Genomic DNA, 24,935 nt, shown 5'->3' on the forward strand with positions numbered 1-24,935 from the left:
ACGGGCGAAGAAAAGACGACGTGAGGCACGCAATGAGACTGCTCAGGATGCTTCTTGCCGTTGTGTTCGTGACGGGTATGCCGTTCGCGGGGCAGCATCTCGCTGCGTCCTTCTTCGCGGAGCCGGCCGACCAGGCAGGTGATGATCCGGACGACGAGGAAGCTACGGACGTGCAGACCGTTCAGGCCGAGGTCCGGCGCTTCTCGACGCGCGTCCGGGCTGTCGGATCAACCCGGGCCCACCGGGCGATCGAGCTGCGCCCGGAGGACGCCGGGCTCGTCACCCGCATCCATTTCGAGCCCGGAGAGCATGTCGAGGAGAGTGCGCTCCTCCTGGAACTCGACGCGAGAAGCCAGATCGCGGCATTGAACGCCGCGGAAGCGACGCTGACCGAAGCGCAGACGGCCTTCGACCGCCTTTCCCGATTGCATGCGAACAACGCCACATCCCGTGTCAGTCTCGATGAGGCTGAGGCGGCGCTGCTGCGCGCTGCGTCGGAACGCGATATCGCGGCCGCAAACCTCGCCAATCGAAGCGTGACGGCGCCGTTCGCGGGGCGGGTCGGCCTTTCAGGGGTCACGGTGGGTGCGCGGATCGAGGCGAACGCGGTGATCGCGACGCTCGACGATACATCCACCATACAGGTCGACTTCCACGTTCCCGAAAACCTCATGACGCAGATCGAGATCGGGCAGCAAGTTCATCTGACCTCGTCGGCCTGGCCGGACCGTACATTCGAGGGGAGACTGACGGCGATCGACGGCCGGGTGGATCACAGCACGCGTTCGCTGGCCGTCCGCGCCGAGATCGACAATTCCGATGGTGTCCTCACCGGCGGGATGTTCGTCCGGATCGAGGTGCTTCTGGACGACCGGGAAAGTCCGGCCGTACCGGAATATGCTTTGACCGTCGAGGGCATGGAGACCCTTCTGCATGTGCTGCGTGACGGCACGATCGAGCGCGTCACCGTCGAGGCGGGCGACACTGTCGGCGGCCATGTCGAAATCCTTCAGGGAATCGCTGTGGGCGAGGATGTGATCGTCACGAACTTTCACCGGGTCGAACCGGGCATGCCCGCGCAAAGGCTGGAGGCCGCGCGACGCCAAACACTCGGGGACCAGCCATGACGCTCCCCGAGCTTTCGCTCAAGCGCCCTGTTTTCATCACGGTCCTCAACCTGCTCATCGTCCTGATCGGCGTCGTCGCGCTCACGCGCCTGCCGGTACGGGAGCTTCCCCAGATAATTTCCGCCGAGGTCACGGTCACCGTCGCCTATACCGGCGCTTCGCCCGAGGTGATCGACGCCCAGATATCCTCGGTCGTCGAGGGCGCGCTGGCGGGCATAACCGGCCTGCGCTCGATGATGTCCGAGACGGAACGAGGCAGCACGCGGACCGTGCTGACCTTCGATCCGGGTATCGATATCGATTTCGCGGCGAACGACGTCCGCTCGGCCATCGACACCATCGTCGCGGAATTGCCCGATGACGCCGATCCCCCGGTTGTCGAGAAGAACAACAGCCAGGCCGAGCCCGTGCTTCGCTTAAGCCTGTCGTCGACGTCCATGACCCCGATGGAGCTGACGGACTGGGCCTCGCGCAACCTCACGGAGAGGCTTTCGCGCCTGCCCGGCGTGGCGCGCGCGTCGATCTTCGGCGCACGCGATCCCGCGATGCGCATCTGGCTGGATACGAGCGCCATGGCCGAGCATTCGGTTACGGCACAGGATGTCATCTCCGCGCTGGGGTCATGGAATCTCGAACTGCCCACGGGCGACATCGAGACGGGCGCCCGCCAGATCCAGCTTCTGGCCCGAACCCGTCTCGGCACGCCCGAGGAATTCAGCGAGATCGTCGTGCGGGATCAGGGCGCGCGCCCGTTCCTGCTCGGCGACGTGGCACGCGTGGAAGTCGCGCCGGAGGCGACCGAGAGCAATTTCCGCACGAACGGCGTTTCGGGCCTCGGGATCGGCATACAGGCGCAGGCTCAGGCGAACACGGTTCTCATCTCCGAAGCGGTCCGCGCCGAGGTGAACCGCATCGTCCCGAACCTGCCCGACGGCATGACTCTCGAAATCACCTCCGACGAGGCGGTCTTCATCGAAAGCACGATCGCGGAGGTCCTGCGGGTTTTCGTGGAAGCCATCGTGCTCGTCATGGTCGTGATCTTCCTCTTCCTCGGTTCGGTGCGGCTGTCGCTCGTCCCGGTGGTGACGATCCCCATTTCGCTGCTCGGCGCCGCCATCAGCATGCTCATCCTCGGCTTCTCGATCAACATCCTGACCCTGTTCGCGCTCATTCTCGCCATCGGGATCGTGGTCGACGACGCGATCATCGTGCTGGAGAACATCCAGCGGCACAAACGCGAGGGTGTCACCACGATCGAGGCCGTCCGGCGCGGCACGAACCAGGTGAACTTCGCGGTCATCGCGATCACGGCCGTGCTCGCCGCCGTGTTCCTGCCGGTCAGCTTCATGGAAGGCGAGATCGGCCAGTTGTTCGCGGAGTTCGGGATCGTTCTCACCGTCGCGGTTCTGGTGTCCGGCTTCGTTGCGCTGACCCTGTCGCCGGTGCTTGCATCCCTGGTCATGCGCGACGACGAGCGCGCCAATCTTCTCACCCGGACGAGCGAACGGGTGCTCGGCGCGCTGGAGCGGACCTATCGCGCAATCCTGTCGCGCCTTCTCCATGCGCCCGTGGCCCTGCTCGCACTGACCGGATTCGTCATGGGGATGGCCTGGGTCGTCTACGGCCAGCTTCCGCAGCAGCTGATCCCGAACGAAGACCGCGGCCAGTTCCGCATCTATCTCGCCGCGCCGCAGGGCACCAGTCTCGAACGAACGGATGTCATCACCGCGCAGGTCGAGGCCATTCTCGACCCCCTGCGGCGGACCCGGTCGCCGGAAGGGGTCATCGAAAGCGTGTCGACCATCGTCGGTCATACCGGCGACATCCGCCGCGCCCAGATCGAGGTGAACCTCGTGCCGTGGAACGAGCGCAGCGTCACCGTCGAGGACGTTCTCGCCGAGCTTGGCCCGCAGCTCGACGCGGTCACCGACGCCATGCTCATGACGCGCGTGACCGGCGGCCTGGGGGGCGGTGCCGAGGACGGCTTGCAGTGGATGCTCGGCGGGCCTGACGTGGAAACGGCCGCGGAGTGGGCGGAAGAGCTGGCCGAGCTCCTGGAGGAGACGGGCAGGTTCGAGGAGGTGGAGATCGACTATGCCGTGAACCAGCCGGCGGCGATGATCACCATCGATCGGGCGCGCGCCCAGGATCTCGACGTGGATGCGCATGCCGTCACGCAGACGCTGCAAGTGCTTTTCGCCTCCCACAGTGTCGGCGAATATGCCAGGGACGGACGCCAGTATCCGGTCATTCTCCAGGCCGCTGCCGGGGATCGCGCCTCGCTTGCGGCGCTGGACCGGGTGCAGATCCGCAACGAGCGCGGCGATCTCATTCCCCTGTCGAGCTTCGTATCGGTCGAGACCGGCGCCGCCGTCCCCGAGATCATCCGTTTCGACCGGGCGCATTCGGTGGAGATGGAGGCCGACCTTGGCGAGGACGCGGATCTCGGCGCCGCCATCGCCGCGGTGGAGTCTGCCGCGAGGGAGCTGCCGGCCGGCGCGACCATAGCATGGCAGGGACAGGCGGACGACTATCTGCGGGCGTCCTCCGGCATCGTCATGGTGTTCGCGCTCGGGCTCGTGATCGTCTATCTCGTCCTCGCGGCGCAGTTCGAAAGCTTCACGACACCGCTCACCATCCTCCTGACCGTTCCTCTCGGGCTTGCGGGAGCGGTGGGCACGCTTTTCCTCGCCGGCGCGTCGATCAACATCTACAGTCAGGTAGGCCTCGTCCTGCTGGTCGGGCTCTTGGCGAAGAACGGCATCCTGATCGTGGAGTTCGCCAATCAGCTTCGGGAAGAAGGCCGTTCACTATACGACGCCGCGCTCGAGGGCGCCGTCACGCGGCTGAGGCCGGTCATCATGACGACGATCACCATGGTGCTCGGCGCGCTGCCGCTCGCGCTTGCGAGCGGTCCCGGCGCCGAAAGCCGCCGCGCCGTCGGTCTTGTCATAACCGGCGGACTGAGCTTCGGACTTTTGCTGACGCTGTTCCTCATTCCGGTGGTCTATGTCCTGGTCGAGCGCGCATCATCCCGGGGGCGCCGCCGGCCAAATGTGGAACATGTGCCAGCGCTCTGAGCTCTTGAGCGCCATGCTGGCAGAATGTTCCCGGAGCGGAGTGTAATTCGGCCTGTTGCACGCCGGCTGAGACACTCGATTACACTTGCCTGATGCCGGCACACAGCCGACGCAGGCAGGCGCGCTGGCGAAAACTACGCTCGGCTGAATGGCATCCACTTTCCGCGCCGCGTTCCGCCTCACCAGTGAAACACGGCGTCAGAGCAGCGGAAAGAGGACCGGAACGAAATCGCTGTGCCGCACCTTTTCCAAAAATTCGATCGCCGGAAGCGCCGCGATGAAGAGCAATCCGTCGCGGAGCGTCCGTTTGAGCGCGGCAGGTGAAAACGTGACCTCCTCGACATCGCGGTAAAGCGACGGCTTTGGCCAGAAGCCGGGGGTCTGGCGGGCATAGTCTCGAATCTTCTGGCCGAACAGCGATTCCAGATGCGCGGCCTCCTTGTGCCGAGGACGAGATAGGCGACGGGCGCGAGCCCACACGCCAGGCTGAGAACGAAGAAACGGAAAACTACGTCTACGCCATAGCCCTCTCAGACTTTCCAAAATAGGTCTATAGTCGGAAGACAATGCATAGTCGTCTGCTGACTGCGGCTTCAAAGAGACCGGCCGATCATGCAGACGTTGCTTCTCATGCCTGAGAAGGTGCACCAACCATCACCGATGGAAGGTGACGCTCTCCGAAATGGGCGCGCGATCCATGCGAATTCGATTCCCGGGCGCTTCTTCATCCGGGTAGCCGAACGAGATGCCGAACAGCATTTTCAACTCTTCTGGAATGCCGAGATAGTCACGGATCGCGCCCGCGAAAAACCCGAGCGCCGTTTGCGGGACGCCGCCTAGCCCCCGCGCCGCCAGCGACAACAAGAAGGTCTGGCCATACATTCCGACGTCGCCGGCGACGCGCACGTTGTCGCCGAACGAAGGCATGAACAGCAGGGCGGCATGCGGTGCGTTGAAGAACGAGTAGTTCATTGCAGCCGCCCGCTGCCTGCCCTCCCTGTCATCCCGCATGACGTTCATGGCTTCGTAGTAGGCCTTGCCCTGTGCGTTCTTGCGCTCTTCATAGGGTCCGTAGAACTCGTCCATGTCGAAGGGGAAGTCGGGCGTGAAGTCACCCGCGTCGCTCTTGGCGTGCAGCACCCGAGACAGGCCCTCGAGCTTTGCGCCCGAGACAATGTGGACGTTCCACGGTTGGGTGTTGCAGTTGGAAGGGGCGCATTGGGCGTCTTCGAGTACCTCGCGAATGATGCTCTCCGGGACGGGCGTCCTCTGAAAGCCGCGAAAAGACCGGCGTGTCCGTGCTGTTTCTTCGAAGGACAACATGCCCTCTTTGGCAATGGCATGGATCTCGTTGCCGAAAGGCTGCGCGTCATCCGCACCTTCCAGTTTCGCAACGTGGACATCGTGTCCCGATGCGCTCGGCTTGCGTGCGAGCGCGCGGTCAATATCATCGGTTCCGATGGCGCCGTTCTTCATTCGATAGCCCTTCAACCAATTGTTGCTTCACCGTCGGGATTAGGGGTAAACGGAGAAACGAGCAAGAACCCACCCGGAGGTGGGTAACCCACCAAAAGGCAAGTATAATGGACCGGGATTGGCGGTGCGAGGACTCGAAGCAGCAGCTCATCTGGGCAACCGCGACGAGCGAGACGCTGCGGGTGCTGGAGGGTAAATGGAAGATCGTCATCATCTGCCAGCTCTTTGCCGCCAAGTCGCCTTTGCGCTTTTCCGAACTTGAAAAACGGGTGGAGGGGGTGAATCAGAAGATGCTGATCCAGCAACTGAAAGAGCTGGAGAAAGATGGTATCGTCATCCGCACGGTTTATCCGCAGGTGCCACCGAAAGTGGAGTACGCGTTGAGCAAGATGGGTTTGGCGCTCGGTCCATCCCTCGAGGCATTGATCGACTGGGCCTTCCTGAAATGCCAGACGACAAGCGAATTGAACGAGTCTATCGAACGCTAGGGCTCAGACTCAATCAGAACCAGAATGCGACGGCGGTAGCGATTGCCACGGCTGAAAGGAAGTTTGCGGCCAGCTGGAGGGTTCGAAAAGCCTCTTTCTTTGAGGGCCGTCGCATGTTTCCGTTTTCCGACGATTTTGGTGGAGATCGGAATGCGGCAGCCGGGATTTTTTGACCATGCGTTTTCTCGGGCTGGGGCTGTCGGATCGGATGCCCGATGCCAAGACGATCTGGCTGTTTCGCGAGCGGCTGACGAAAGCGGACGCGATCGGACCGCTGTTCGAGCGCTTCGACCGGATGCTGCGAGAGGCCGGCTACATCCCGATGTCCGGGCAGATCGTCGACGCCTCGCTGGTTTCCGCTCCGCGTCAGCGCAATACGAAGGCGGAGAAGGCCGAAACTTCGAGACGAGGCGCTGGCGCATTGACGAACTGCCTCAGCGGTCGATGGTCTCCCGGCCGATCACCAGGGTTCAGGCTCCTCCCGGCCGAAGAAGCCGCCTGTCATGCCATCGTCCGGCAGCAGCGCCGCCAGCACGGACGCCTCGGCCCCTTCTTCCACGGTTTGCGCTCCCGGTCCCCCGCCGTTCAGATCGGTCGCCGTAAAGCCGGGCGCCACCGAGTTCACCTTGATGCCGGTGTCCTTCAACTCCTTCGCCAAAAGAACGGTCGCCATGTTGAGGGCCGCTTTCGTGCTGTTGTAGCCGGTCAACTGCACCGCCCCGAACTCCCATTCAGGATCACTGTGTCGGGCGAGCGAGCCGAGGCCGCTTGAAACGTTGACGATCCGGGCCGAGGGCGCCTTCTTCAGAAGGGGCAGCATCGCCTGAGTGACCTCCAGGGCGCCGAAAAAATTGGTCTCGAAGATGCGGCGGACTTCCAAAAGATCCGCTTTGCCGACAGGGCCGTCCGATGGCGAGCCCATGCCGGCGTTGTTCACGAGAACATCGAGCTTGCCGAAGCTGCTTTCGATTTCCTGCGCGGCGGCGCGGATCGTCGTGCGATCCGTGACGTCGAGATGAAGGAAACGGGCATCGATCCCTTCCTCCTTCAGCTTCACGGCGGCCGGTTCGCCGCGCGAGGGATCGCGCGCGCCCAGCAGGATCACATGTCCCTGCTGGCCGATCCGGCGCGCCGTTTCAAATCCGATCCCCTTGTTGGCTCCCGTGATCAAGGCAATGTGGCTTCCATGGTCTGTCATGAAGCTTTCCTGTTGAGATTGTTGGTCTCTCTGGATTATATGAATGAATGCTCAGGTTCGATACTCGCATATGACGGCGCTCCCGCCGGGCAGGCTGAAGTCCCGCAAACAGCCGTCTCAGGCGCGCTCGCAGGCGACGGTGGAGGCCATATTCGAGGCGACCATTCAGGTTCTGCTGCAGGGCGGCGCGCGTGCGCTGACGACAAACCGCATCGCCGAGAAGGCCGGGGTCTCTATCGGCACGCTGTACCAATATTATCCGGGGAAAGAGGCCCTGCTCTATGCTCTGGTCGGCCGACACCTCGACAAGGCGAGTGCCGCTGTGGAGCTGGCTTGCCGAGCCCATCGGTCGATGCCGCTGGCGGATTGCAGTGACGCTTTCGTCAATGCCTACATCGATGCCAAGATCGGTGATCCGGAGGCGTCCCGTGCCCTGTATCACGCCTCAACCGCGCTCGATATGAAGGACCTCACCGATACGACGATCAAGCGGCTGCATGGTGCGGCACGCGATCTGCTGGCCAGCGCACAGGACAGCCGGTTTGAAAATCTCGACGGCGTGGTCTTCAGTTGGGTCGCGGTGGTGACGGGCGGTACACGTCAAATCTTCGAGGAGGATGAAACGATCGAGCGCTTACCGATCTTCCGTGAGCAGCTTGCTCGGATGTCACGTGCGTATCTCAACGCGGCGAAAGTATAGGCCTTTCCAGAGCGGCTCATTCGGGGGCGACTACCTGAGCCGCCCGACATATGAACTCCCCATAAGGTGGCGCCATCGTCTACGGCACGCCTCATTCCGCAGACGGAGAAGCCGCCGCCTATCCCGCTTGAGCGGATTCGTTCTCCGACGAATTCCGACATCGGCATTTAGTCTCGATGTCCCGAAAGCCGCCATCGCAGATGAGGAACTGTCTATGCAGCGTCTGGTGTGCGTTTCCGATTACGCACGAAGATGCTACTGGCGACATAAAACGAATGTTCTGCTTGGGCTTCTGATCGGTGGCGAAGGCAAGGATGCCCATGAGTTCGCCGCGTAGCTCGGCGTGGACCTCGCCGCGCTTCGGGCCGGGGGCCAGAACGATCTCGCCGATAAGCGAGCGCAGCGCCTCGGCGGCCTGCCTCCCGCCATCGGGATCATTGAGGGCTTCGGTGAACCGCTCCACGTTCCGACGTTAGACGGCGGCGATGTTGGGGTGCACGTCCGGCACATCGGCCGGGGCCTGACCGAGTCTCCTCCCCGGCGCAAAATCCATCGTGATGCCGAGTTGCTGCCTGCGTCCGGCGAGGATGGATTCCAGTTGCGGATCGCGTTCGAGGTTCATCGCCATGTTGCCCATCTCTGCCCTTGCCGCCCGGTGGCCGGAATAGTCTCCCGCCGCATATCTGTGCCGCTGGCCCGGTCGAGCTTCTGCCAGCGCTCCGCGACCCGACCCAGCCGGTGGCGCCTGTCAGGAATACGTGCATGGTCGGGGTCTCCGGTAAGTTCGTAGGAGTGGAGGTTTCGACTGATCCTGCCGGATCAGTCGGCCGGCGCCGCCATGTCCCGGGAAGGAGGGAAGCTGGCCGTGGCCGCCGCCGCTACCGTCTGGTGCCGCCGTAATCCGTCTGTTTGTCCCGCCAGACCGCGTGGACGTGAGGCCGGTCGGTGGAATAGGCCGGATCCATGACCAGCTCGATCCACACGGAAGGTCCGTCGATGCGGACGTAATCCCCTTCATTGGTCAGCGAGGTCGAACCGGAGAATGCAAGATAGGTGGAGCCAAGCTGGCTTTCGTAGTGGGCGAGGATCGCTGCGGCTTCCGGCTCGGAGATGTCGTTCACGTAAAGGCTGATCGCCCGCATCAGGCGGGCGCGCTGCTGGTCGTTCAGCGATGACACCGGAACGCCTTGGGCCCTGTCCGGAAAGTTCCAGTCCTTGTTCGACGCTTCGGGGCCAAGCAGAAGCGCATTCTGGCGGCGGGGAAGCCTGGCCGACGCGACCTGCTCCGGCGTGAGGGAGGCGAGCAGCGCCACGAATGCTTCCCACTCGTCAAGCTGGGGCCGCAGGGTCCCGCCCTCGAATTCAATTTCGGTTTGCGGCTCGATGGCTCGGAAGGACGGCGTGGCTCCGACCAGGAACCCGTCCCGATAGGTGTTGGTCACCGCGAGATGGTGGCCGCCGAATTGGAGCTGCCACAGGCCCGTGTTCGAAGGCTCCCCGAGGAAAGCGATATAGAAGGCGCCGCGGCCGTAGCCGGACCTACCGCCATTCTGCCGGATCCAGTCATCAGCAGCTAGGTGCTGCTGGATCTCGTCAAAGCCTTCGTTCCGCCCGCTGCCCGTGGCGGCCGCGAGCAGCGCATTGAAGGCCTCCCACTGGGGGGCGGACAGAGTGCCCAGGGCCAGACCGATCCGCGCCTGGTTCCCACGAAGCCCCCACTGCGGATAGGTGTGCCACCGGGCGGCGTTGGCGAACGTATAGGGCTGGAGAAGGCTAGCGCGCTGTTCGGCGCTGAGGGCTGCCATGAAGGCGTTCGCTCTCTCCAGCACGACGGTCCCGGAGTTCGCGGACGGGTCGCTGATCGGAAGGGCGGCTGTCCCGGCCACGGGCGATGACGTTGAAGAGCGCTCCGCCTGGTCGGGCCTGTCGGCGGCGTTGCATCCGCTTAGGCCGAGATGGAAGATGAGCGCGCTCGCAAGCGTTATCCGGCTCGCTTCGGCAAGGATTCCGGGCATGGGCTTTGTCTCCTTATTCATCCGCGAGACCGGATGGCGATCCGCGCAAATTTGTTTAGTAGTCCGTTGACCGCCCGGACCGATCGGCGTCAGCCGAGCCGGACGGACAACTCGACGTCTTCGGCGAAGGGGAGCGAGAGGTACGGCCCTGTCGGTGAGCGCACGCGCTCCACATAGTCCGGGCTGAAATCGGCGTTGTCGGCGATGATGATCGAGCCCGGCCTGAGCCGGCTTTCGACAAGGGTCAGGACATCGCCGTAGAGCGCCTTGGCGCCGTCAAGCAGCAGCAGGTCGATCGTTTCGGGAAGGCCGGCGCTGAGTGTCTTGAGCGCGTCGCCCTCTCTGATCTCCACCAGGTCGCCGAGATCGGCCTCGATCAGGTGTTCGCGCGCCCGCGCCACCTTGCCGGGCTCGAATTCGGTGGTGATCAGGCGACCGCCACCGTTGTCCCTGAGGGCTGCGGCCAGATGCAGGGTCGAAATGCCAAACGACGTTCCGAACTCGACGACCGTCCGCGCACGGCAAGCGCGGGCCAGCATGTAGAGCAGCCTGCCCGTCTCCCGCGACACCGGCAGCCAGAGGTCCTTCACGCGCTCGTAGAAGTCGAGATACTCGGTCTTGCTGCGCACAAGCCGCGCGCGCTCGTCAGCGGATATCTCGGCCAGCGCGGGGCTGGTCGCCGCGCCGGCCTGTGCGAACAAGCGCTCCAGGAGAGGCGCGAGCGGTGCGGTCGTCAGGGTGGTCATCAACGGGGGTCCGATCGGCGAAAAACGTTGTTCAGTGGTCCAAATGAAAATACGATGAGTTCGTCGCATTTTCTAATCGCATTCCCGGAAGCCCAGATGACCGATCGCGCAACACCGCGGATTTCCTCGCGAAAGCAGCCAAAGCAGTCCCGCTCCACGGAACTGGTTGCGACGATTCTGGAAGCCGCTGTTCAGGTTTTGGCGACGGAGGGCGCCCAGCGCTTCACCACCGCGCGGGTGGCCGAGAGGGCCGGCGTCAGCGTGGGCTCGCTCTACCAATATTTCCCGAACAAGGCGGCCATCCTGTTCCGGCTGCAAAGCGACGAGTGGCGTCAAACGACTGACCAGATGGGATCGATCCTTGGCGATGCGACCAGGCATCCGCTGGAGCGGCTGCGGCGCTTCGTCCACGCTTTCATTCGCTCCGAATGCGACGAAGCCGCCATCCGTGTCGCGCTCGATGACGCCGCGCCGCTTTACCGCGACGCCCCCGAGACCAAGGAAGCGCGGGCAGACGGCGACCGGGCGATTTCGGACTTCATGCACGAGACGTTGCCCGATGCGCCGAAAGAAACGCGCAGGCTGGCGGGCAGTCTGATCTTCACCGCCATGAGTTCGGCGGGGAAACGCTTCTCGGAGAAGCCTCGAACAACGGGGGAGATCGAAAGCTACGCCGACGCCATGGCCGACATGTTCTGCGCCTATCTCAGGACGCTGAACCGCCATCTGTAAAAGACGCTTGGTTGTCGGAACGGGCTTCCCCCACCGTGTCGGGGCGGACGGTTTTCGCCGACTCCAGATAGGACAAGCACACTATATCCGTTGCTCGCGAACGTCTGACGGCATGCAGAGGCGATGAAGGCTACATCCCGATGCGGCGTCACTCTGATACCCCCCATTGCGGCAAGCTGAACTTAGCTACCGGCCTCGGCCTGCATGCCTTGACATTTTGTCTGCAACCTAACATGATTGTCAGGTGCCTAGCAAAATGAAGACATCCAATCACGGTGCGGTCGGAGCGTGGGCGAAGCGGTGCTATTTCGCCGGTCGCGCGATGATGGAGACCACGCTTCGGCCATACGGCCTCGGCGCGACCCAATGGTACGTGCTTTACCAGCTCGCCCATGACGGACCGACGATGCAGCGCGATCTGCTGCGGACGCTCGAGGTCGAACGCGCGACGTTGAGCGCCATCATCGGCGCGCTCGTCCGGAAGGGTCTGGTGGAGCAAATTCCGGACCGCGTCGATCAGCGTCAGAAGCTGCTTCGCATGACGCCGGCAGGCGCGAGCCTTTGGCAGGAGCTGCCCGACCTGGCGACCCTGATCCACGACGCGGCGTTCGCTGGCATCGACAATGCCGACATCGCAACCGCAGTCCGGGTGCTGCGCGTCGCGACCGAGCGGCTCAACAAACATTCAGAGAAGGAAACGAAAGAATGACGATTCTGCTCACTGGCGCCACCGGCCTTGTCGGTTCACGCCTCCTGCCGCGCCTCGCGGGCGCGGACTGCCGCGCGCTGGTGCGCGACGGAAAGACGGTTCCTGCCCCCGCGACGGCGGTCGAAGGCGACCTCTTCGATCCCGCATCGCTCGCGCCCGCGCTGGAAGGCGTGTCGGCGGTCATCCATCTCGCGGCGGTGTTTCGCACGCGGGACGAGGATCTGATCTGGAAAAGCAATCTCGAGGGCACGCGCAGTCTCATCGCCGCGGTCAAGGCGAATGCGCCGGACGCGCGCTTCATCCTCGCGAGCACCAGCAACGTCTATGACAAGGACAATCCGCACCCGGGCCGCGAGGATGACGCGGTCAACCCGGAGCATGCCTATCCGGCCAGCAAGGTCGCGGTCGAGAAGGAACTGCGCGAGAGCGGTCTCAACTGGTCGGTCTTGCGGTTTCCTTTCGTCTACGGCGACGGCGACGGGCATCTGGAAGAGCTTCCCAAGCATGTGGTCGCGGGAAAATGGCATCCCGCCCAGCGCATGAGCACGATCCATCATCTGGACGTCGCCACCGCCGTGAACCTAGCGCTTTCCGGCGCGATGGACGGCCGCGTCGTCAACATCTCCGACGAGGCCCCGACCTCAGTCTATGAGCTGCTACAGTTGGTCGGCGAGACGATGGAATCGTCATCCGAGCCGCTTTCCAACCCATGGTATCTCCACGTGGACGGCTCGCTTGCCCGCAGCCTCGGCTTCCAGCCCAAGGTCAGGACCGTCCATCAGGCCATGGCCGAAAAGCTGCTGTAGCGTACGAAGCCTTGGCGATTTACCGATCGACTCTCGGCATCTCCCGCACCACATCGAGAAAGGCGCGCAGCGCCGGCGGCACACGCCGATGGCCGGGGTAATAGAGCTTCAGCCCGTCGATCGGCACGCACCACTCGTCCAGCACGGTCCGTAACCGACCCGCCGCGATATGCGGCTCGGCGACCAGATCCACGACATAGGCGATGCCGAGGCCGGCGAGCGCGGCCTCGAGCATCAGATCGTGATCGTCGAGGACGATGCTGCCGTTCACATCCACCGCGGCTTCACTGCCGTGCCGTTCGAACTCCCAGCGATAGATCTTGCCGCCGGGCATCCGGTGGCGAATGCAGCGATGATCCTTCAGATCCTCCGGCACCCGCGGTGCGCCCGCGCTATCGAGATAGGCCGGGGCCGCCACGCAGACGAAGCGCCGCGACCCGCCCAGGGGAACCGCAATCATATCGCGCGGCACCGCCTCGGCCAGCCGCACACCGGCGTCGAAGCCGCCCTCGACGATATCGACGAGCCGCCCCTCGGTGACGATGTCGACCACGATCTGTGGGTGGCGAGCGATCACCTGCGGGACCACCTCGGCGACGAGCAGCCGCGCCGCCGACCGATGGGCGTTGATCCGCACCGTTCCGGCCACGCTTCCACGAAACGCGGCAACCGCCTGTAAGGCGGCGTCCACCCCCTCGAGCGCCGGCCCCAGGCGCGAAACGAGTTCAGCCCCTGCCTCGGTCGGAGACACGCTGCGTGTGGTGCGATGGAGCAGACGGACACCCAATTCCTCCTCCAGCCCGCGAACGGCATGGCTGAGAGTCGAGGCCGCTACCCCCAGTTCGTCCGCCGCCTGACGGAAACTGCGGTGCGAGGCGACGGCGAGTAAGGCTGTCAGATCACTGAAGGTCGGTCGGTTCATTGCTGAAAAATACACAGCACCGCATGCTGATTCCAGCCTCTAATGCCAGCAAATCGATTCCTTACCTTAGTCGGGAACAAGGAAGGAATGCCGCATGACAAAACACGGCTCTGCTGACGGATCTTTACCCCCCATCACGTTGGCAATCGATGCCTTCGCCATGAAGTGAACGGCGGTATGCCGTCGGCACCTGCGCCGTCTCCAACCCTGTCGCCGAAGAAAACCCAACTGTTCCTCCACGCCGCAATGGCATCCCCGAGGGACGGACGTGGTGCTCGAAGTTTCCACGGAACCCCGATCAGTATGATCAGTAAGTTCCGCCCATGACCCAATCTGAAAAGAGAACATCATGCCCCAGACAATTCTTATTACGGGTGCCTCCAGCGGCATCGGAAAATCAACCGCCAGGCTTTTCGCGGAGCGCGGATGGAACGTTGTTGCCACGATGCGCACCCCTGAAAAGGAAGTTGAACTGCGCGCGTTCGATAACGTCCTCGTAACCCGGCTCGACGTGACGGACGGGGCGTCCATCCGGTCAGCAGTGGAAGCTGCCCTCAGCCGCTTCGGGCGCGTCGACGCATTGTTGAACAATGCCGGCTACGCCGTCTGGGGGCCGCTTGAAGCTGTGTCTGCGGACGCCATTCGCAAGCAATACGACACCAACGTCATCGGCGTCATGGAGACGACCAAGGCCCTACTGAGCCATTTCCGGGACAATCGCGCGGGCATGATCCTCAACGTGTCGTCGATCGGCGGAATCCTCACCTTCCCCCTCGGGACCATGTACCACAGCACCAAGTTCGCGATCGAAGGCTTCTCGGAAGCCCTGAGCTTCGAGATGCGCGAAATCGGCGTCACCGTGAAGATCATCGAGCCGGGCGACACGTTGACGGACTTCAAGGTCGACTTCGCTGCGGACGACGCGATGCCCGAGTACCAACCGGTCATCGAGAAGTTCGCGGAAGGCTACAAGCCGATCAAGGCGGCAGGTTCCGAGCCCATCGTCATCGCCGAGGTCATCTTCAAAGCGGCAACCGACGGCACGGACCAGCTCCGCTATCCGGCGGGTGAAGATTCCGTCGCCAAGGTCGCCAAGCGCAAAGCGGAAGATGAAGCGACCTTCCTCGCCGATATTCGTCGCCAATTCGCCATTGCCTGAAACAAAGAAAGGATCGTTGCGATGACGTCTCGATTCGAAAACAAAGTCGTACTGATCACCGGCGCCGCTGGCGCGCTGGGTGAAGCCATGGCTCGCGCATTTGCCGATGAAGGCGCGAGAGTCGCGCTGGCGGCGCGAGACCACCACGAGGAGAAGGCCTCCCGACTGGCGGCCGAGATCGGCAACAAGTCCCTGTTCGTTTCGCTCGACGTGACGAACGAGGCGAGTTGGGCGGACGCCGTCGCCCGCATCGAGGATCGCCTCGGTCCGATATCGGCGCTTGTTCTCAACGCGGCCTATGCGGCGAACGGAGGTGTCGAGAAGGTCGAGACTTCGGAGTGGCAGAAGTCGATCGAGACCAACCTGACGGGAAGTTTCCTCGGAATCCGCGCGGTTGCACCCTCGATGCGCAAGGCTGGCGGTGGCTCTATCACCATCGTGTCGTCCGTCGCCGCCCTCGGAAAGGCGCCAGGTCTTGTCGCGTACGGTGCCAGTAAATGGGGCCTGAGAGGGCTGGTGCGAACGGCGGCCTGGGAACTAGCGCGGGACAAGATTCGCGTGAATGCGTTCCATCCCGGGATCATCGAAACGCCGCTCGCATACAATCCCGAGACCGGAGAGCAGTGGGCTCCGACCGACAAACTCGCCATCCCCCGAAACGCCGAAACCGCGGAAGTGGCCAAGTACGTGCTGTTCATGGCGTCCGACGACGCCGCGTACACCACCGGCGCGGAATGGCTGGCGGACGGCGGCTACATGCTGGGTCCGGTCGAGCAATCGTAACAGCTCTTGGCCGAAGCGCCTGTCTTCGGCCACTCACCTGAGGAATGACATATGACCAAGACATGGTTCATCACCGGGGCATCCTCCGGCTTCGGCCGGGGGCTCACGGAAAAGCTGCTCGCCCGCGGAGACCGCGTCGCGGCGACCAGCCGCAGATCCGAGGCGCTGGACGATCTTCGCGCGCAATACGGAGATCGCCTGTGGACCGCGGTGCTCGACGTGCGCGATCTGGATCAGGTCCGCGCGACGGTCGACCGGGCCTTCGGCGACCTCGGCCGCATCGACATCCTCGTCAGCAATGCAGGCTACGCCGTGCTGGGCGCCGCCGAGGAGACCACCGACGAACTCCTGCGCGATATCGTCGACACGAACCTGCTCGGCTCCATCGCGCTGATCCGCTCGGCCCTGCCGCATCTGCGCGCGCAGGGTGGCGGTCGCGTGCTTCAGGTGTCGAGCGAAGGCGGCCAGATCGCCTATCCGGGGTTCAGCCTCTATCACGCGACGAAATGGGGCATCGAGGGCTTCGTCGAGGCGGTCGCCAAGGAAGTGGCGCCCTTCGGCATCGACTTCACCTTGGTCGAGCCCGGTCCGGCACGGACCAACTTCGTCCACGGCGTTGTGCAGCCGGAGCCGATCGCGGCCTATGACGGAACGCCGGCGCATATCACGCGCGACGCGGCGCTGGGCGGAGACTGGATCATCACCGGCGACCCCGATCGCATGACCGACGCGATGATCGCCGTCGCCGATAAGACGCATCCGCCGCTGCGGCTGGCGCTGGGAGGCACATCCTACGATGCCATTCGCGAGGCGCTGACCGCGCGCATCGAGGCGCTCGACGCTCAGCGCGCCATCGCATTCTCCACCGATTATCCAGCGGAGGAACTCGCCTGACCATGGACACGCTGCATCTGGTCGATCCCGAGATGCGCGACATCGTCGCGCAGTTTCCGCCGCTAGCCCCCACCCGGGAAAGCCTGCCAGCGCTTCGCAAGGCCGTGGTCGGGCTCTATCCACCGGCGGATACGCCATTCGAGGAGCGGCATATACCGGGCCCCGAGGGCGCACCCGAGGTGCGGGTCCTCGTTCACCGGCCGCCGGTGGACGGGCACGCCCCTCCGGCCATCCTGTACCTCCACGGCGGCGGCTTCATCGCCGGGACGCCGGACATGATGGCGGCCGACAACGCGAAGCTGGCGCGTGAGCAGGGGGCCGTCGTCGTCGCCGTGCAGTATCGTCTTGCGCCGGAGACCGTGTTTCCCGGGCCGGTGGAGGATTGCTACGCTGCACTACGGTGGATGGAGGCCGAGGCCGACGCCCTGGGGATCGACCCGACGCGCATCGTGATCTTCGGCCAGAGCGCGGGTGGCGGTCTGGCGGCGGCCACGGCGCTGCTCGCGCGCGATCGCGGTGGGCCCGCGCTCAAGGCCCAGTTCCTGCTCTATCCCATGCTCGATGAACGCACCGGCACACCCGAGGCGCCGATCGACAATCCGGTGACGGGCGCCTTCGGCTGGACGCGCGAGTCCAACCGGTTCGGATGGTCCGCGCTGCGCGGGGAGGCTGTCCCATCGTCGGAGAGCCTGCCCTATTTCTCGCCGGCGGAGGCTGATGACCTTTCCGGTCTGCCGCCCACCTTCGTCGCCGTGGGTTCGCTCGATCTCTTTCTCGAGGAGAGCCTTGCCTATGCCCAGCGCCTGTCGCGCGTCGGCGTGCCGATCGAGGCACATGTCTATCCAGGCGCGATCCACGGGTTCGACATGTTTGCTGGCGCGAATGCCGACAGCTTCCGGGTCGCATTCGGGGCCGCCCTTGCGCGGGCGCTCGCCTGTTGATGTCGGACGGTGTGTTGTCGATCCTCCTGAAAAACCCGTTTTAACGTTCGGTATCGTGCCATTCCGAACTGAAAGCGAACCGACCCATGGCGAGATGGATCGCTGGCCAGCCGCTTGGGAGAGGGTCGACGCTGTTCATAGCGCTCTACGAGCATCAGGAAGAGGCGGATAACGCCGAAGCCGGCTTGTCTGGGCCGCGATCGCCGCGGTCAGCGCCGCAGCACGTTTCACCGCTTGGCCGGGCCATTGACGCTGCGGACCGTCATTTCCGCTCGGAATGGACTGACCCGTTGGACAGGCAACTATCCGCGATCGGCCAGCAAGCCTGCCGCCATGAGTTGGAACGCCTCTACGGCTTTGGGCAAGGCTGACCGCGGCTCTTCGCTTGCCGCCACCCACAGGGCCGCGTTCAGCGCCGCGCCGCTGAGAAGGCGAGCGGCGGCCTCGACGTCGACGGGCTTCAGGACGCCCTCGCCGATCAGCTTGGCGACCGCCTGCTTCGTCGCTTCCAGACAGGCGTTCTGGCTTGGCCATTGCGACGGATCGCCAAGGAAGGCCGGCCCGTCCAGGAGCACGGTCCGCTGCACTTCGGATTCGAGCGCCATCTCGATATAGGCGGCCCCTTCTGCAAGCAGCCCCTCCCAGCCGCCTCCCGATGCCGCGCCCGCCTCCTGAGCACGCTTGGCCATCTCACCGTCGACCTGGGCCACCACGGCGGCGAGCAGCCCCTTCTTGTCGCCAAAATTATGATAGAGCGCCCCGCGCGTGAGGCCGGCATCCGCCGTCAGTTCGTCCATCGACGCTGCCGCAAAGCCCTTTTCGGCAAAAGCCCTGCGTGCCGCGGCGATCAGCTTGGCGCGGTTTTCCTCCATCGTTTCGATACGGCGCCTCGCGGCCATGGCTCACCTGATCTCTGGATACGGGATGCATGCGAGTTGACATACGCGCCGTATCTGAATTACCTCTACATACGCAGCGTATATCAAATCCCGCCGCTCCTTGTGAAGCCGTGACTTGCAAGGGCGCGATCCCCTTCGCGCGGCGCGAAAACATTTGAAAGGAGCATGACATGAGCCAACGCGACGCCATCTTCCCCCCGGACCGCCACGCTCTTTACGAGGCGCACGGCTATTCGGCCGCGATCCGCTCCGGCGATCTGCTGTTCGTGTCCGGCCAGGTCGGCAGCCGCTCAGATGGCTCACCCGAGCCGGATTTCGCCGCTCAGGTCCAGCAGGCGTTCACGAATCTCAAGGCGGTGCTCGCGGCAGGCGGCTGCACCTTCGACGATGTCATCGACGTCACGACCTTCCACACGGACCCCGAGACACAGTTCGACACCATCATGGCGGTGAAGGGTGAAGCCTTCCCGCAAGCCCCTTATCCGAGCTGGACTGCCGTCGGCGTCACCTGGCTCGCCGGTTTCGACTTCGAGATCAGGGGGCTGCTGACCAACGGGGGGCGATAGACAATGATATGATCATTGTTATTTTTCAATGTCTTATGGTGTGCTGTAGCGTACAAACGGATACTGCCGGAGGGGCAAAAATCACTCCCACTCGATGGTCAATAGGCTTGAGTTCGCATTGTAGTTGTTGGGCTTTCCGCTCGTGCTCCAAACTCATACCAACTGCGATACCACCAAGCCAAGGGCTCAGGATTCTCGGATTCTATATGGCGATCCTTCCCGCCATAAACGCGCGCGCATCATAAACAAGCGTCGCGAGAATGCAGACCAAAAGAGTCTGAGCAGCCACCGCATCATATGGAAAAGTCCGCCTTAAAAGCGGATTTTTGAGGATGATTAGACGATGGAATCATATTGAAAATTCCGCACTAAGAGCGGATAATAAGATATGATCCGAGTCGAACGATCCGCCCTGTCCTCCTACGCTTCCAGCCTGCTTGCTGCGGGCCAAGGGGTCTTTTCCGCAGACGAAGCGCAGAAGGCAATCGGCATCAGCCAGGGCGCATTCCTCGACGCCGCCGAGCGGTTGCAACGCCGCGGCCAGCTCATACGACCCCGGCGAGGCTTCTACGTGGTCGTGCCGCCTCAGCACGCCACGACGGGAGCGCCGCCACCGGAGTGGTATATCGACGCCCTGATGCGCCATGAAAAGCGACCCTACTATGTGGGGCTGCTGGCGGCAGCGGCGGCCCACGGAGCTTCCCATCAGGCCGTCATGGAGTTTCAGGTCATCACGAACAAGCTCCTGCCCGACATCGAGGCCGGACGGACGCGGATCGCCTTTTCCTATCGCAAGGACATGGCGACGGTGTCGGCGGGGATCGAGGATCGCAAGACGCAATCGGGCTATATGAAGCTGTCCTCGCCGGAGCTAACGGTGCTCGATCTGGTGCGCTACCCGCAATCCGGCGCGGGCCTGGACAACATTGCGACGGTGCTTTCCGAACTGGCCGAACGGCTGCAACCGGAAAAGCTCGCCTCCCTGTCGGGCGCTTTCGAGAAAGCGGTCGTGCAGCGCCTTGGACATCTTCTTAGAAGGCTGGGGCACCCGCAGATAGCTGAAGCAATGTTTGCCGCGCTGTCGGCGCGCGGCAAACTGCCGTGGGTCGAATTCGATCCTAAACAGGCGGGCGATCCTGATTTGTCGCCGCCGCCATCCGAACGCGATGACCGCTGGCGCGTGATCGTTCGCCGGCCGCCGGAGATCGACGAATGATCCCGCAGGACTACATTACCGCCTGGAGCCGCGTCGCGCCGTGGGCAAGCCAGCGGCAGGTCGAGCAAGACCTCATCATCAGCCGCGCGCTCGTCGCCATCTTCTCCGATCCGTTCCTGCGCGGTGAACTGCGCTTCCGTGGCGGCACGGCGCTCAACAAGCTGCATTTCCCCGCGCCGCTGCGCTATTCGGAAGACATCGACCTTGTGCGGACGACGGCCGGTCCCATCAGACCGCTATTGGACCAAGGCCACCTTCGTCAGGGTGATGAACGAACTGATCGACCGGATACCCGGCGAAGAATGGGCGAAGGCCGGGGAAATGCGGGAGCGGTTTGGGGTCTAGTCATCGTCGAATGCCTGCTTCCCTTTCACGGTCCAGACGCCGCCTTCTGCCAGAACACACTTCTGGCACAGTTCAATCACCATCCTGCCTGAAGCGCCCGCCCACCGGAAAGGTGTGCTCGACCCCGCCGCGCCACTTGACATTTCCGGCTTGTTAAGCATTGGCGCGCTATTGTAGAATGCGTTAAGTCCGGTCGGGCCGAGGCGATCGTCGTCCCGATGCTCACTTCCGCGCGAATCGGCCAAAGGGTGGGTGATTTGCGTGGATCAGGCCGTAGCATCGAAGGCGAAAGTTCTATCGAATTTTGTTTGGCAGATTGCCGAAACCCTTCGTGGTGACTTCAAGCAGTCGGAGTACGGCAAGGTTATCTTGCCCTTTGTTGTTCTGCGCCGCCTCGATTGCATCCTCGAACCCACCAAAGATGCCGTCCTGAAGGCTCATGCCGGATTGCCGCCCGGCATCGACGAACAAACCCGCGATATGATGCTGTATGGCGCCATCGGTGGTGGCATCCGCGTTTACAACACCAGCCCGCTGACATTTGCCAAAATCAGGGCGCAGAACCCGAGCGACGTTCACAAGAACCTAATTGCCTACATCACGGCCTTCTCGGACTCGGTTCGGGATGTATTTCTCGACAAGTTCCTCTTTACGGACCAACTGAAGCGGCTCGCCGACGCCACCATCCTATGGAAGGTGTTCGAGAAGTTCGCCGCGCTCGACCTGCGGCCGGAAGCCGTCTCCACGCTGGCGATGGGCTATCTGTTTGAAGACCTGATCCGCCGCTTCTCGGAAATCTCCAACGAAACCGCTGGCGAGCACTTCACGCCGCGCGAGGTGATCCGGCTGATCGTGGACCTCATCATCGTCAACGACGATGAAAAACTCCGGGGCCAAGGAATCATCCGGCAGATTTACGACCCGGCGTGCGGCACAGGCGGGATGCTCGCGCTCGCAGAGGAAGCCCTGAAGGAGTTCAACCCCGATATCCGCGTCGAGCTTTTCGGCCAGGAGCTGAACGGCGAGTCCTTCGGCATCTGCAAGTCCGACATGCTGGTGACGGGCCACGACCCGGAAAACATCGCCTTCGGCAACACGCTGACGCAGGATGCCCACAAGGACCGGCGCTTTCACTACATGCTGTCCAATCCTCCCTATGGCGTGGATTGGAAAAAGTATCAGGAGCCGATCCGGGAGGAGGAGGCGACTCTGGGCAAGGACGGCCGCTACGGCGCAGGCCTGCCGCGCATCTCGGACGGCCAGCTTCTCTTTCTCCAGCATATGATTTCCAAGATGCGGACCGATGAGGTCGGTTCGCGCATCGGCATCGTCATGAACGGCTCGCCGCTCTTCACCGGCGGGGCCGGATCGGGCGAAAGCGAAATCCGCCGCTGGATGTTGGAAAACGACTGGATCGAGGCTATCGTCGCGCTACCGACCGATCTTTTCTACAACACCGGCATCCAAACCTATGTCTGGCTGCTGACCAACCGCAAGGAGCGGGAGCGGCGCGACAAGGTCCAACTCATCGACGCGTCGGGCGAACGGTTCTGGACACCCATGCGCAAGAGCCTTGGCTCGAAGCGCCGAGAAATCCGCGACGACGGGCGCGAGACCATCACGCATATCTTCCACGAGATGGCGAACGGGGGTGGGCCGTGGAGCGCGGTGTCGAAGATTTTCGACGCCACTGATTTTGGCTATCGCGAGATCAGGGTCGAGCGGCCGCTCCGGCTGAATTTCCAGTCCAGCCCCGAACGCATCGAGCGGCTGAAGCTCGCCAAGGCGTTCCTGAAGCTGGACCCTGCCGACCAGGATGACGTGTTGAACGTCATCGCCAATCGTCTGCCGACCACCCTGTTCAAGGAACGCCCTGCATTCGAGGCGGCCTTGACCAAGGCGCTCAAGGGCGCGGGCGTGAAGATCGGCGCACCGGTCAGAAAAGCCATCCTTTCCGCGCTGTCGGAGCGGGACGAAACTGCCGCCATCTGCCTCGATGGCGACGGTAAGCCGGAGCCGGACCCGGAACTGCGCGACCATGAGCTTGTGCCGCTCAAGACGGATTGGAAGTACTATGTCGCCCGCGAGGTGACGCCGTTCATGCCGGACGCATGGGTTGACGAGACCTATCGGGATAACGCCGACAAGGGCGTGGGCCGCGTCGGCTATGAGATCAATTTCAACCGCTACTTCTATCGCTATGTCGCGCCGCGCCCGCTGGCGGAGATCGACGCCGAGTTAAAGACGCTGGAGACGGACATCGCCAACCTCTTGAAGGAGGTGGCGGGATGAGCTTCTGGTCAGCGAAAGAGACAACGGAACTGAGGCCGCTCAAATACCTGGCGCGGTTCAATCCCGAAGTGTTGTCCGAGGATACAAACCCGGATTTCGAGTTCGACTATATCGACATTGGAGGCGTTACGCTCGAAGACGGTGTGCGCCACAAGGAGACAATGCGCTTTGAAACTGCGCCGAGCAGGGCGAGAAAGCCAGTCCGCTCGGGCGATGTGATCGTTTCCACCGTCCGAACATACCTCAAGGCCGTCGCCAGGATCGACGAAACCCATAACGGTGCAATCGTCTCCACCGGCTTCGCCGTGCTTCGACCGAACGCCGATGTTGATGCGGGTTATCTCTATCGGCTTTGCCAAGCAAATGCCTTTGTCTCAGACGTAGAGGCCCGATCAACGGGCGTGAGCTATCCAGCGATCAACCCTTCGGCTCTTGCGGCGATCAAGGTTCCCTTTCCCGACCTCGCCACCCAGAAGGCCATTGCCGCCTTCCTCGACCGCGAAGCCGCCCGCATCGACAAGCTGATCGCGAAGAAGGAGCGCCAAGTCGAACTTCTTCTTCAAAAATCAGCCAGTTGGCTTGACGATTTGACTTTTGGAGCGCGGACGGCCACGCCGGGTCAACTCGTCCCATTCAAGTGGATATGCAGAATCCCGAATGGTCAGGTTGATCCAACCGACCCCGACTGGGCTGATCTCCCACTTGTCGCTCCAAATCACATTGAGCAAGGAACCGGGCGCCTCCTCTACACCGAAACAGCTCGCGAGCAGGGTGCAGATAGTGGGAAATATGCGTTCCCTGCTGACACCGTTGTATACAGTAAGATCAGACCTAATTTGGCCAAAGCGTGCATTGTGCCTCACGCAGGTCTGTGTAGCGCGGATATGTATCCCATCATTCCTGCCGCACGTTTGCGGCCAATGTTCCTGCTGATGCAGCTTCTTTCACGAAAGTTCACCGACTGGGCAACGACTGAGTCCATGCGTGTGGCGATGCCGAAAATAAATCGTGAGACAATCGGCACGTTCCGCCTTCTCGTGCCGCCGATTGAGATTCAGGATCAGGCCATCGGAACCTATCTGACAGTAAGAAAGTGCATTGAAGACGGCCGCGAGGCCATTATCCAATCGCTGTCCCTGCTGAGAGAACACCGCGCCGCCCTCATTACCGCAGCCGTCGCGGGCCAGATCGACATCCGCGAAAATCTGCCGGCCGTTACATCCACGTCAGACCGGGACAGATTCCGCCTCGTCGTTGGAGCGGAGATCATCCACCGACTACCCGACAATCCGAAGCGCGCGCGAGTGAAGGTGCATAAGATCACCTACCTTGCCGAAACGCATCTCGGCATCGACGCGCTTCGGGGGAACTATCTCCGCGAGGCAGCGGGGCCGCTCGACCGTGCTTTGAGAGAAGAAACGGAACGCAGCCTTGAAGCCGCAGGCTACTATCGAGCCAATCAGACGGATGGAACTGGCACCGCCGTTACTTATTCGCCGCTCGCGAAGGCTGGGCAGCACAAAGCTGAACTTGCCACCTTGTTAGGCTCCAAGGCCGAGGCGCTACGCAAACTGATCGCTATGCTCGCCGACCTTGACCGCCGCGCAACCGAAGCTGTCGCCACGCTCTACGCTGTCTGGAACGACGCCTTGATTGACGGCGAAACACCTGACGACGCAGCGATCATCAACGGTGTGCTGCACGAGTGGCATACAGAGAAGGGCGAGAAGTTCACCGCCGCCGACTTGAACATTTGGCTTGCATGGATGAGACGCCGTAACCTGATTCCGCGCGGCCAAGGGCCAAGAACAACAACTGGACGCTTGTTCGTGTGAGGTGAT

At 62.8% G+C, this 24,935-nt stretch carries 25 protein-coding genes and 1 pseudogene; 17 read left to right on the forward strand and 9 right to left on the reverse strand.

The genetic code is table 11. From position 1 onward, the window contains the following. The first annotated feature begins 32 nt into the window (after positions 1-32). Positions 33-1,127, forward strand: a complete 1,095-nt coding sequence (locus J7654_RS14950; RefSeq protein ID WP_209736668.1) for an efflux RND transporter periplasmic adaptor subunit — start codon at positions 33-35, stop codon at positions 1,125-1,127. Continuing rightward, positions 1,124-4,207: an efflux RND transporter permease subunit gene (locus tag J7654_RS14955; RefSeq protein WP_209736669.1), complete on the forward strand. Its 3,084-nt coding sequence runs from the start codon at positions 1,124-1,126 to the stop codon at positions 4,205-4,207. Before J7654_RS14950 ends, J7654_RS14955 begins: the two co-directional genes overlap by 4 nt. A 198-nt stretch (positions 4,208-4,405) precedes the next feature. Here the strand turns inward: J7654_RS14955 and J7654_RS14960 are convergent, their stop codons facing one another. Continuing rightward, positions 4,406-4,687: a hypothetical protein gene (locus tag J7654_RS14960; protein ID WP_209736670.1), complete on the reverse strand. Its 282-nt coding sequence runs from the start codon at positions 4,685-4,687 to the stop codon at positions 4,406-4,408. Positions 4,688-4,861: 174 nt separating this feature from the next. Next, complete coding sequence (locus J7654_RS14965; protein ID WP_209736671.1) at positions 4,862-5,683, reverse strand: nitroreductase; 822 nt, start codon at positions 5,681-5,683, stop codon at positions 4,862-4,864. 107 nt (positions 5,684-5,790) lie between these two features. Between J7654_RS14965 and J7654_RS14970 the strand changes: the two genes are divergently transcribed. Continuing rightward, positions 5,791-6,171: a winged helix-turn-helix transcriptional regulator gene (locus J7654_RS14970; protein WP_209736672.1), complete on the forward strand. Its 381-nt coding sequence runs from the start codon at positions 5,791-5,793 to the stop codon at positions 6,169-6,171. Between the two features lie 178 nt (positions 6,172-6,349). Further along, a pseudogene (locus J7654_RS18385) lies at positions 6,350-6,565 on the forward strand (IS5/IS1182 family transposase); the annotation flags it as partial. Between the two features lie 66 nt (positions 6,566-6,631). Here J7654_RS18385 and J7654_RS14980 read toward each other — a convergent pair. Continuing rightward, the gene (locus tag J7654_RS14980; protein WP_209736673.1) at positions 6,632-7,369 is read right to left on the reverse strand and encodes an SDR family oxidoreductase; all 738 of its coding nucleotides are present in this window, start codon (positions 7,367-7,369) and stop codon (positions 6,632-6,634) included. A 43-nt stretch (positions 7,370-7,412) separates the two neighbouring features. Between J7654_RS14980 and J7654_RS14985 the strand changes: the two genes are divergently transcribed. Beyond that, complete coding sequence (locus tag J7654_RS14985; protein ID WP_209736674.1) at positions 7,413-8,069, forward strand: TetR/AcrR family transcriptional regulator; 657 nt, start codon at positions 7,413-7,415, stop codon at positions 8,067-8,069. A gap of 118 nt (positions 8,070-8,187) precedes the next feature. Here the strand turns inward: J7654_RS14985 and J7654_RS14990 are convergent, their stop codons facing one another. The 4 genes from J7654_RS14990 to J7654_RS15005 form a co-directional block, all read right to left on the reverse strand. Further along, entirely contained in the window at positions 8,188-8,532 is a 345-nt protein-coding gene (locus tag J7654_RS14990; RefSeq protein ID WP_209736675.1) for a hypothetical protein, read from the reverse strand. A 9-nt stretch (positions 8,533-8,541) separates the two neighbouring features. Beyond that, positions 8,542-8,697: a hypothetical protein gene (locus tag J7654_RS14995; protein WP_209736676.1), complete on the reverse strand. Its 156-nt coding sequence runs from the start codon at positions 8,695-8,697 to the stop codon at positions 8,542-8,544. A 250-nt stretch (positions 8,698-8,947) separates the two neighbouring features. After that, positions 8,948-10,084: a DUF3500 domain-containing protein gene (locus J7654_RS15000; protein WP_209736677.1), complete on the reverse strand. Its 1,137-nt coding sequence runs from the start codon at positions 10,082-10,084 to the stop codon at positions 8,948-8,950. An 89-nt stretch (positions 10,085-10,173) separates the two neighbouring features. Then, positions 10,174-10,830, reverse strand: a complete 657-nt coding sequence (locus J7654_RS15005; RefSeq protein WP_209736678.1) for an O-methyltransferase — start codon at positions 10,828-10,830, stop codon at positions 10,174-10,176. A 96-nt stretch (positions 10,831-10,926) separates the two neighbouring features. On the opposite strand from J7654_RS15005, the gene J7654_RS15010 reads away from it, so the two are divergent. The 3 genes from J7654_RS15010 to J7654_RS15020 all read left to right on the forward strand — a co-directional run bounded on the left by J7654_RS15010 (position 10,927) and on the right by J7654_RS15020 (position 13,077). After that, positions 10,927-11,562, forward strand: coding sequence for a TetR/AcrR family transcriptional regulator (locus J7654_RS15010; protein WP_209736679.1), 636 nt, complete (start codon positions 10,927-10,929; stop codon positions 11,560-11,562). Between the two features lie 256 nt (positions 11,563-11,818). Continuing rightward, complete coding sequence (locus J7654_RS15015) at positions 11,819-12,271, forward strand: MarR family winged helix-turn-helix transcriptional regulator (protein ID WP_245195522.1); 453 nt, start codon at positions 11,819-11,821, stop codon at positions 12,269-12,271. Continuing rightward, on the forward strand, positions 12,268-13,077 hold the full coding sequence (locus J7654_RS15020) for an NAD-dependent epimerase/dehydratase family protein (RefSeq protein WP_209736680.1): 810 nt from the start codon (positions 12,268-12,270) through the stop codon (positions 13,075-13,077). The genes J7654_RS15015 and J7654_RS15020 overlap by 4 nt, the downstream gene beginning before the upstream one ends. 19 nt (positions 13,078-13,096) lie before the next feature. Here J7654_RS15020 and J7654_RS15025 read toward each other — a convergent pair whose 3' ends face one another. Further along, positions 13,097-13,999 (reverse strand): LysR family transcriptional regulator, encoded by a 903-nt coding sequence (locus tag J7654_RS15025; protein WP_209736681.1) that lies wholly within the window; start codon positions 13,997-13,999, stop codon positions 13,097-13,099. A 349-nt stretch (positions 14,000-14,348) separates the two neighbouring features. On the opposite strand from J7654_RS15025, the gene J7654_RS15030 reads away from it, so the two are divergent. Genes J7654_RS15030 through J7654_RS15045 form a run of 4 tightly spaced genes read left to right on the forward strand, consistent with a single transcriptional unit; the run spans position 14,349 to position 17,776 of the window. Next, positions 14,349-15,158: an SDR family oxidoreductase gene (locus J7654_RS15030; protein ID WP_209736682.1), complete on the forward strand. Its 810-nt coding sequence runs from the start codon at positions 14,349-14,351 to the stop codon at positions 15,156-15,158. Positions 15,159-15,179: 21 nt separating this feature from the next. Then, positions 15,180-15,941, forward strand: a complete 762-nt coding sequence (locus J7654_RS15035) for an SDR family NAD(P)-dependent oxidoreductase (RefSeq protein ID WP_209736683.1) — start codon at positions 15,180-15,182, stop codon at positions 15,939-15,941. Between the two features lie 51 nt (positions 15,942-15,992). Next, the gene (locus tag J7654_RS15040) at positions 15,993-16,835 is read left to right on the forward strand and encodes an SDR family oxidoreductase (protein ID WP_209736684.1); all 843 of its coding nucleotides are present in this window, start codon (positions 15,993-15,995) and stop codon (positions 16,833-16,835) included. Positions 16,836-16,837: 2 nt separating this feature from the next. Next, positions 16,838-17,776 (forward strand): alpha/beta hydrolase, encoded by a 939-nt coding sequence (locus J7654_RS15045; protein ID WP_209736685.1) that lies wholly within the window; start codon positions 16,838-16,840, stop codon positions 17,774-17,776. Between the two features lie 302 nt (positions 17,777-18,078). Here J7654_RS15045 and J7654_RS15050 read toward each other — a convergent pair whose 3' ends face one another. Beyond that, complete coding sequence (locus tag J7654_RS15050) at positions 18,079-18,675, reverse strand: TetR/AcrR family transcriptional regulator (RefSeq protein ID WP_209736686.1); 597 nt, start codon at positions 18,673-18,675, stop codon at positions 18,079-18,081. Positions 18,676-18,845: 170 nt separating this feature from the next. On the opposite strand from J7654_RS15050, the gene J7654_RS15055 reads away from it, so the two are divergent. The 5 genes from J7654_RS15055 (at position 18,846) to J7654_RS15075 (ending at position 24,929) form a co-directional block, all read left to right on the forward strand. Then, a complete protein-coding gene (locus J7654_RS15055) occupies positions 18,846-19,241 on the forward strand; it encodes a RidA family protein (protein ID WP_209736687.1) in 396 nt (131 codons plus the stop codon). 388 nt (positions 19,242-19,629) lie between these two features. Beyond that, positions 19,630-20,457: a type IV toxin-antitoxin system AbiEi family antitoxin gene (locus tag J7654_RS15060; RefSeq protein WP_209736688.1), complete on the forward strand. Its 828-nt coding sequence runs from the start codon at positions 19,630-19,632 to the stop codon at positions 20,455-20,457. Next, positions 20,454-20,894 carry a nucleotidyl transferase AbiEii/AbiGii toxin family protein gene (locus tag J7654_RS18390; protein ID WP_245195523.1) on the forward strand — a complete coding sequence of 147 codons (441 nt, stop codon included), beginning with the start codon at positions 20,454-20,456 and terminating at the stop codon, positions 20,892-20,894. The genes J7654_RS15060 and J7654_RS18390 overlap by 4 nt, the downstream gene beginning before the upstream one ends. A 169-nt stretch (positions 20,895-21,063) precedes the next feature. Further along, complete coding sequence (locus J7654_RS15070; protein WP_209736689.1) at positions 21,064-23,094, forward strand: type I restriction-modification system subunit M; 2,031 nt, start codon at positions 21,064-21,066, stop codon at positions 23,092-23,094. Beyond that, positions 23,091-24,929 carry a restriction endonuclease subunit S gene (locus J7654_RS15075; RefSeq protein WP_209736690.1) on the forward strand — a complete coding sequence of 613 codons (1,839 nt, stop codon included), beginning with the start codon at positions 23,091-23,093 and terminating at the stop codon, positions 24,927-24,929. The genes J7654_RS15070 and J7654_RS15075 overlap by 4 nt, the downstream gene beginning before the upstream one ends. Positions 24,930-24,935 lie beyond the last annotated feature (6 nt).

Origin of the sequence: Aureimonas populi, from assembly GCF_017815515.1 — a bacterium.
GTDB lineage: Bacteria > Pseudomonadota > Alphaproteobacteria > Rhizobiales > Rhizobiaceae > Aureimonas > Aureimonas populi.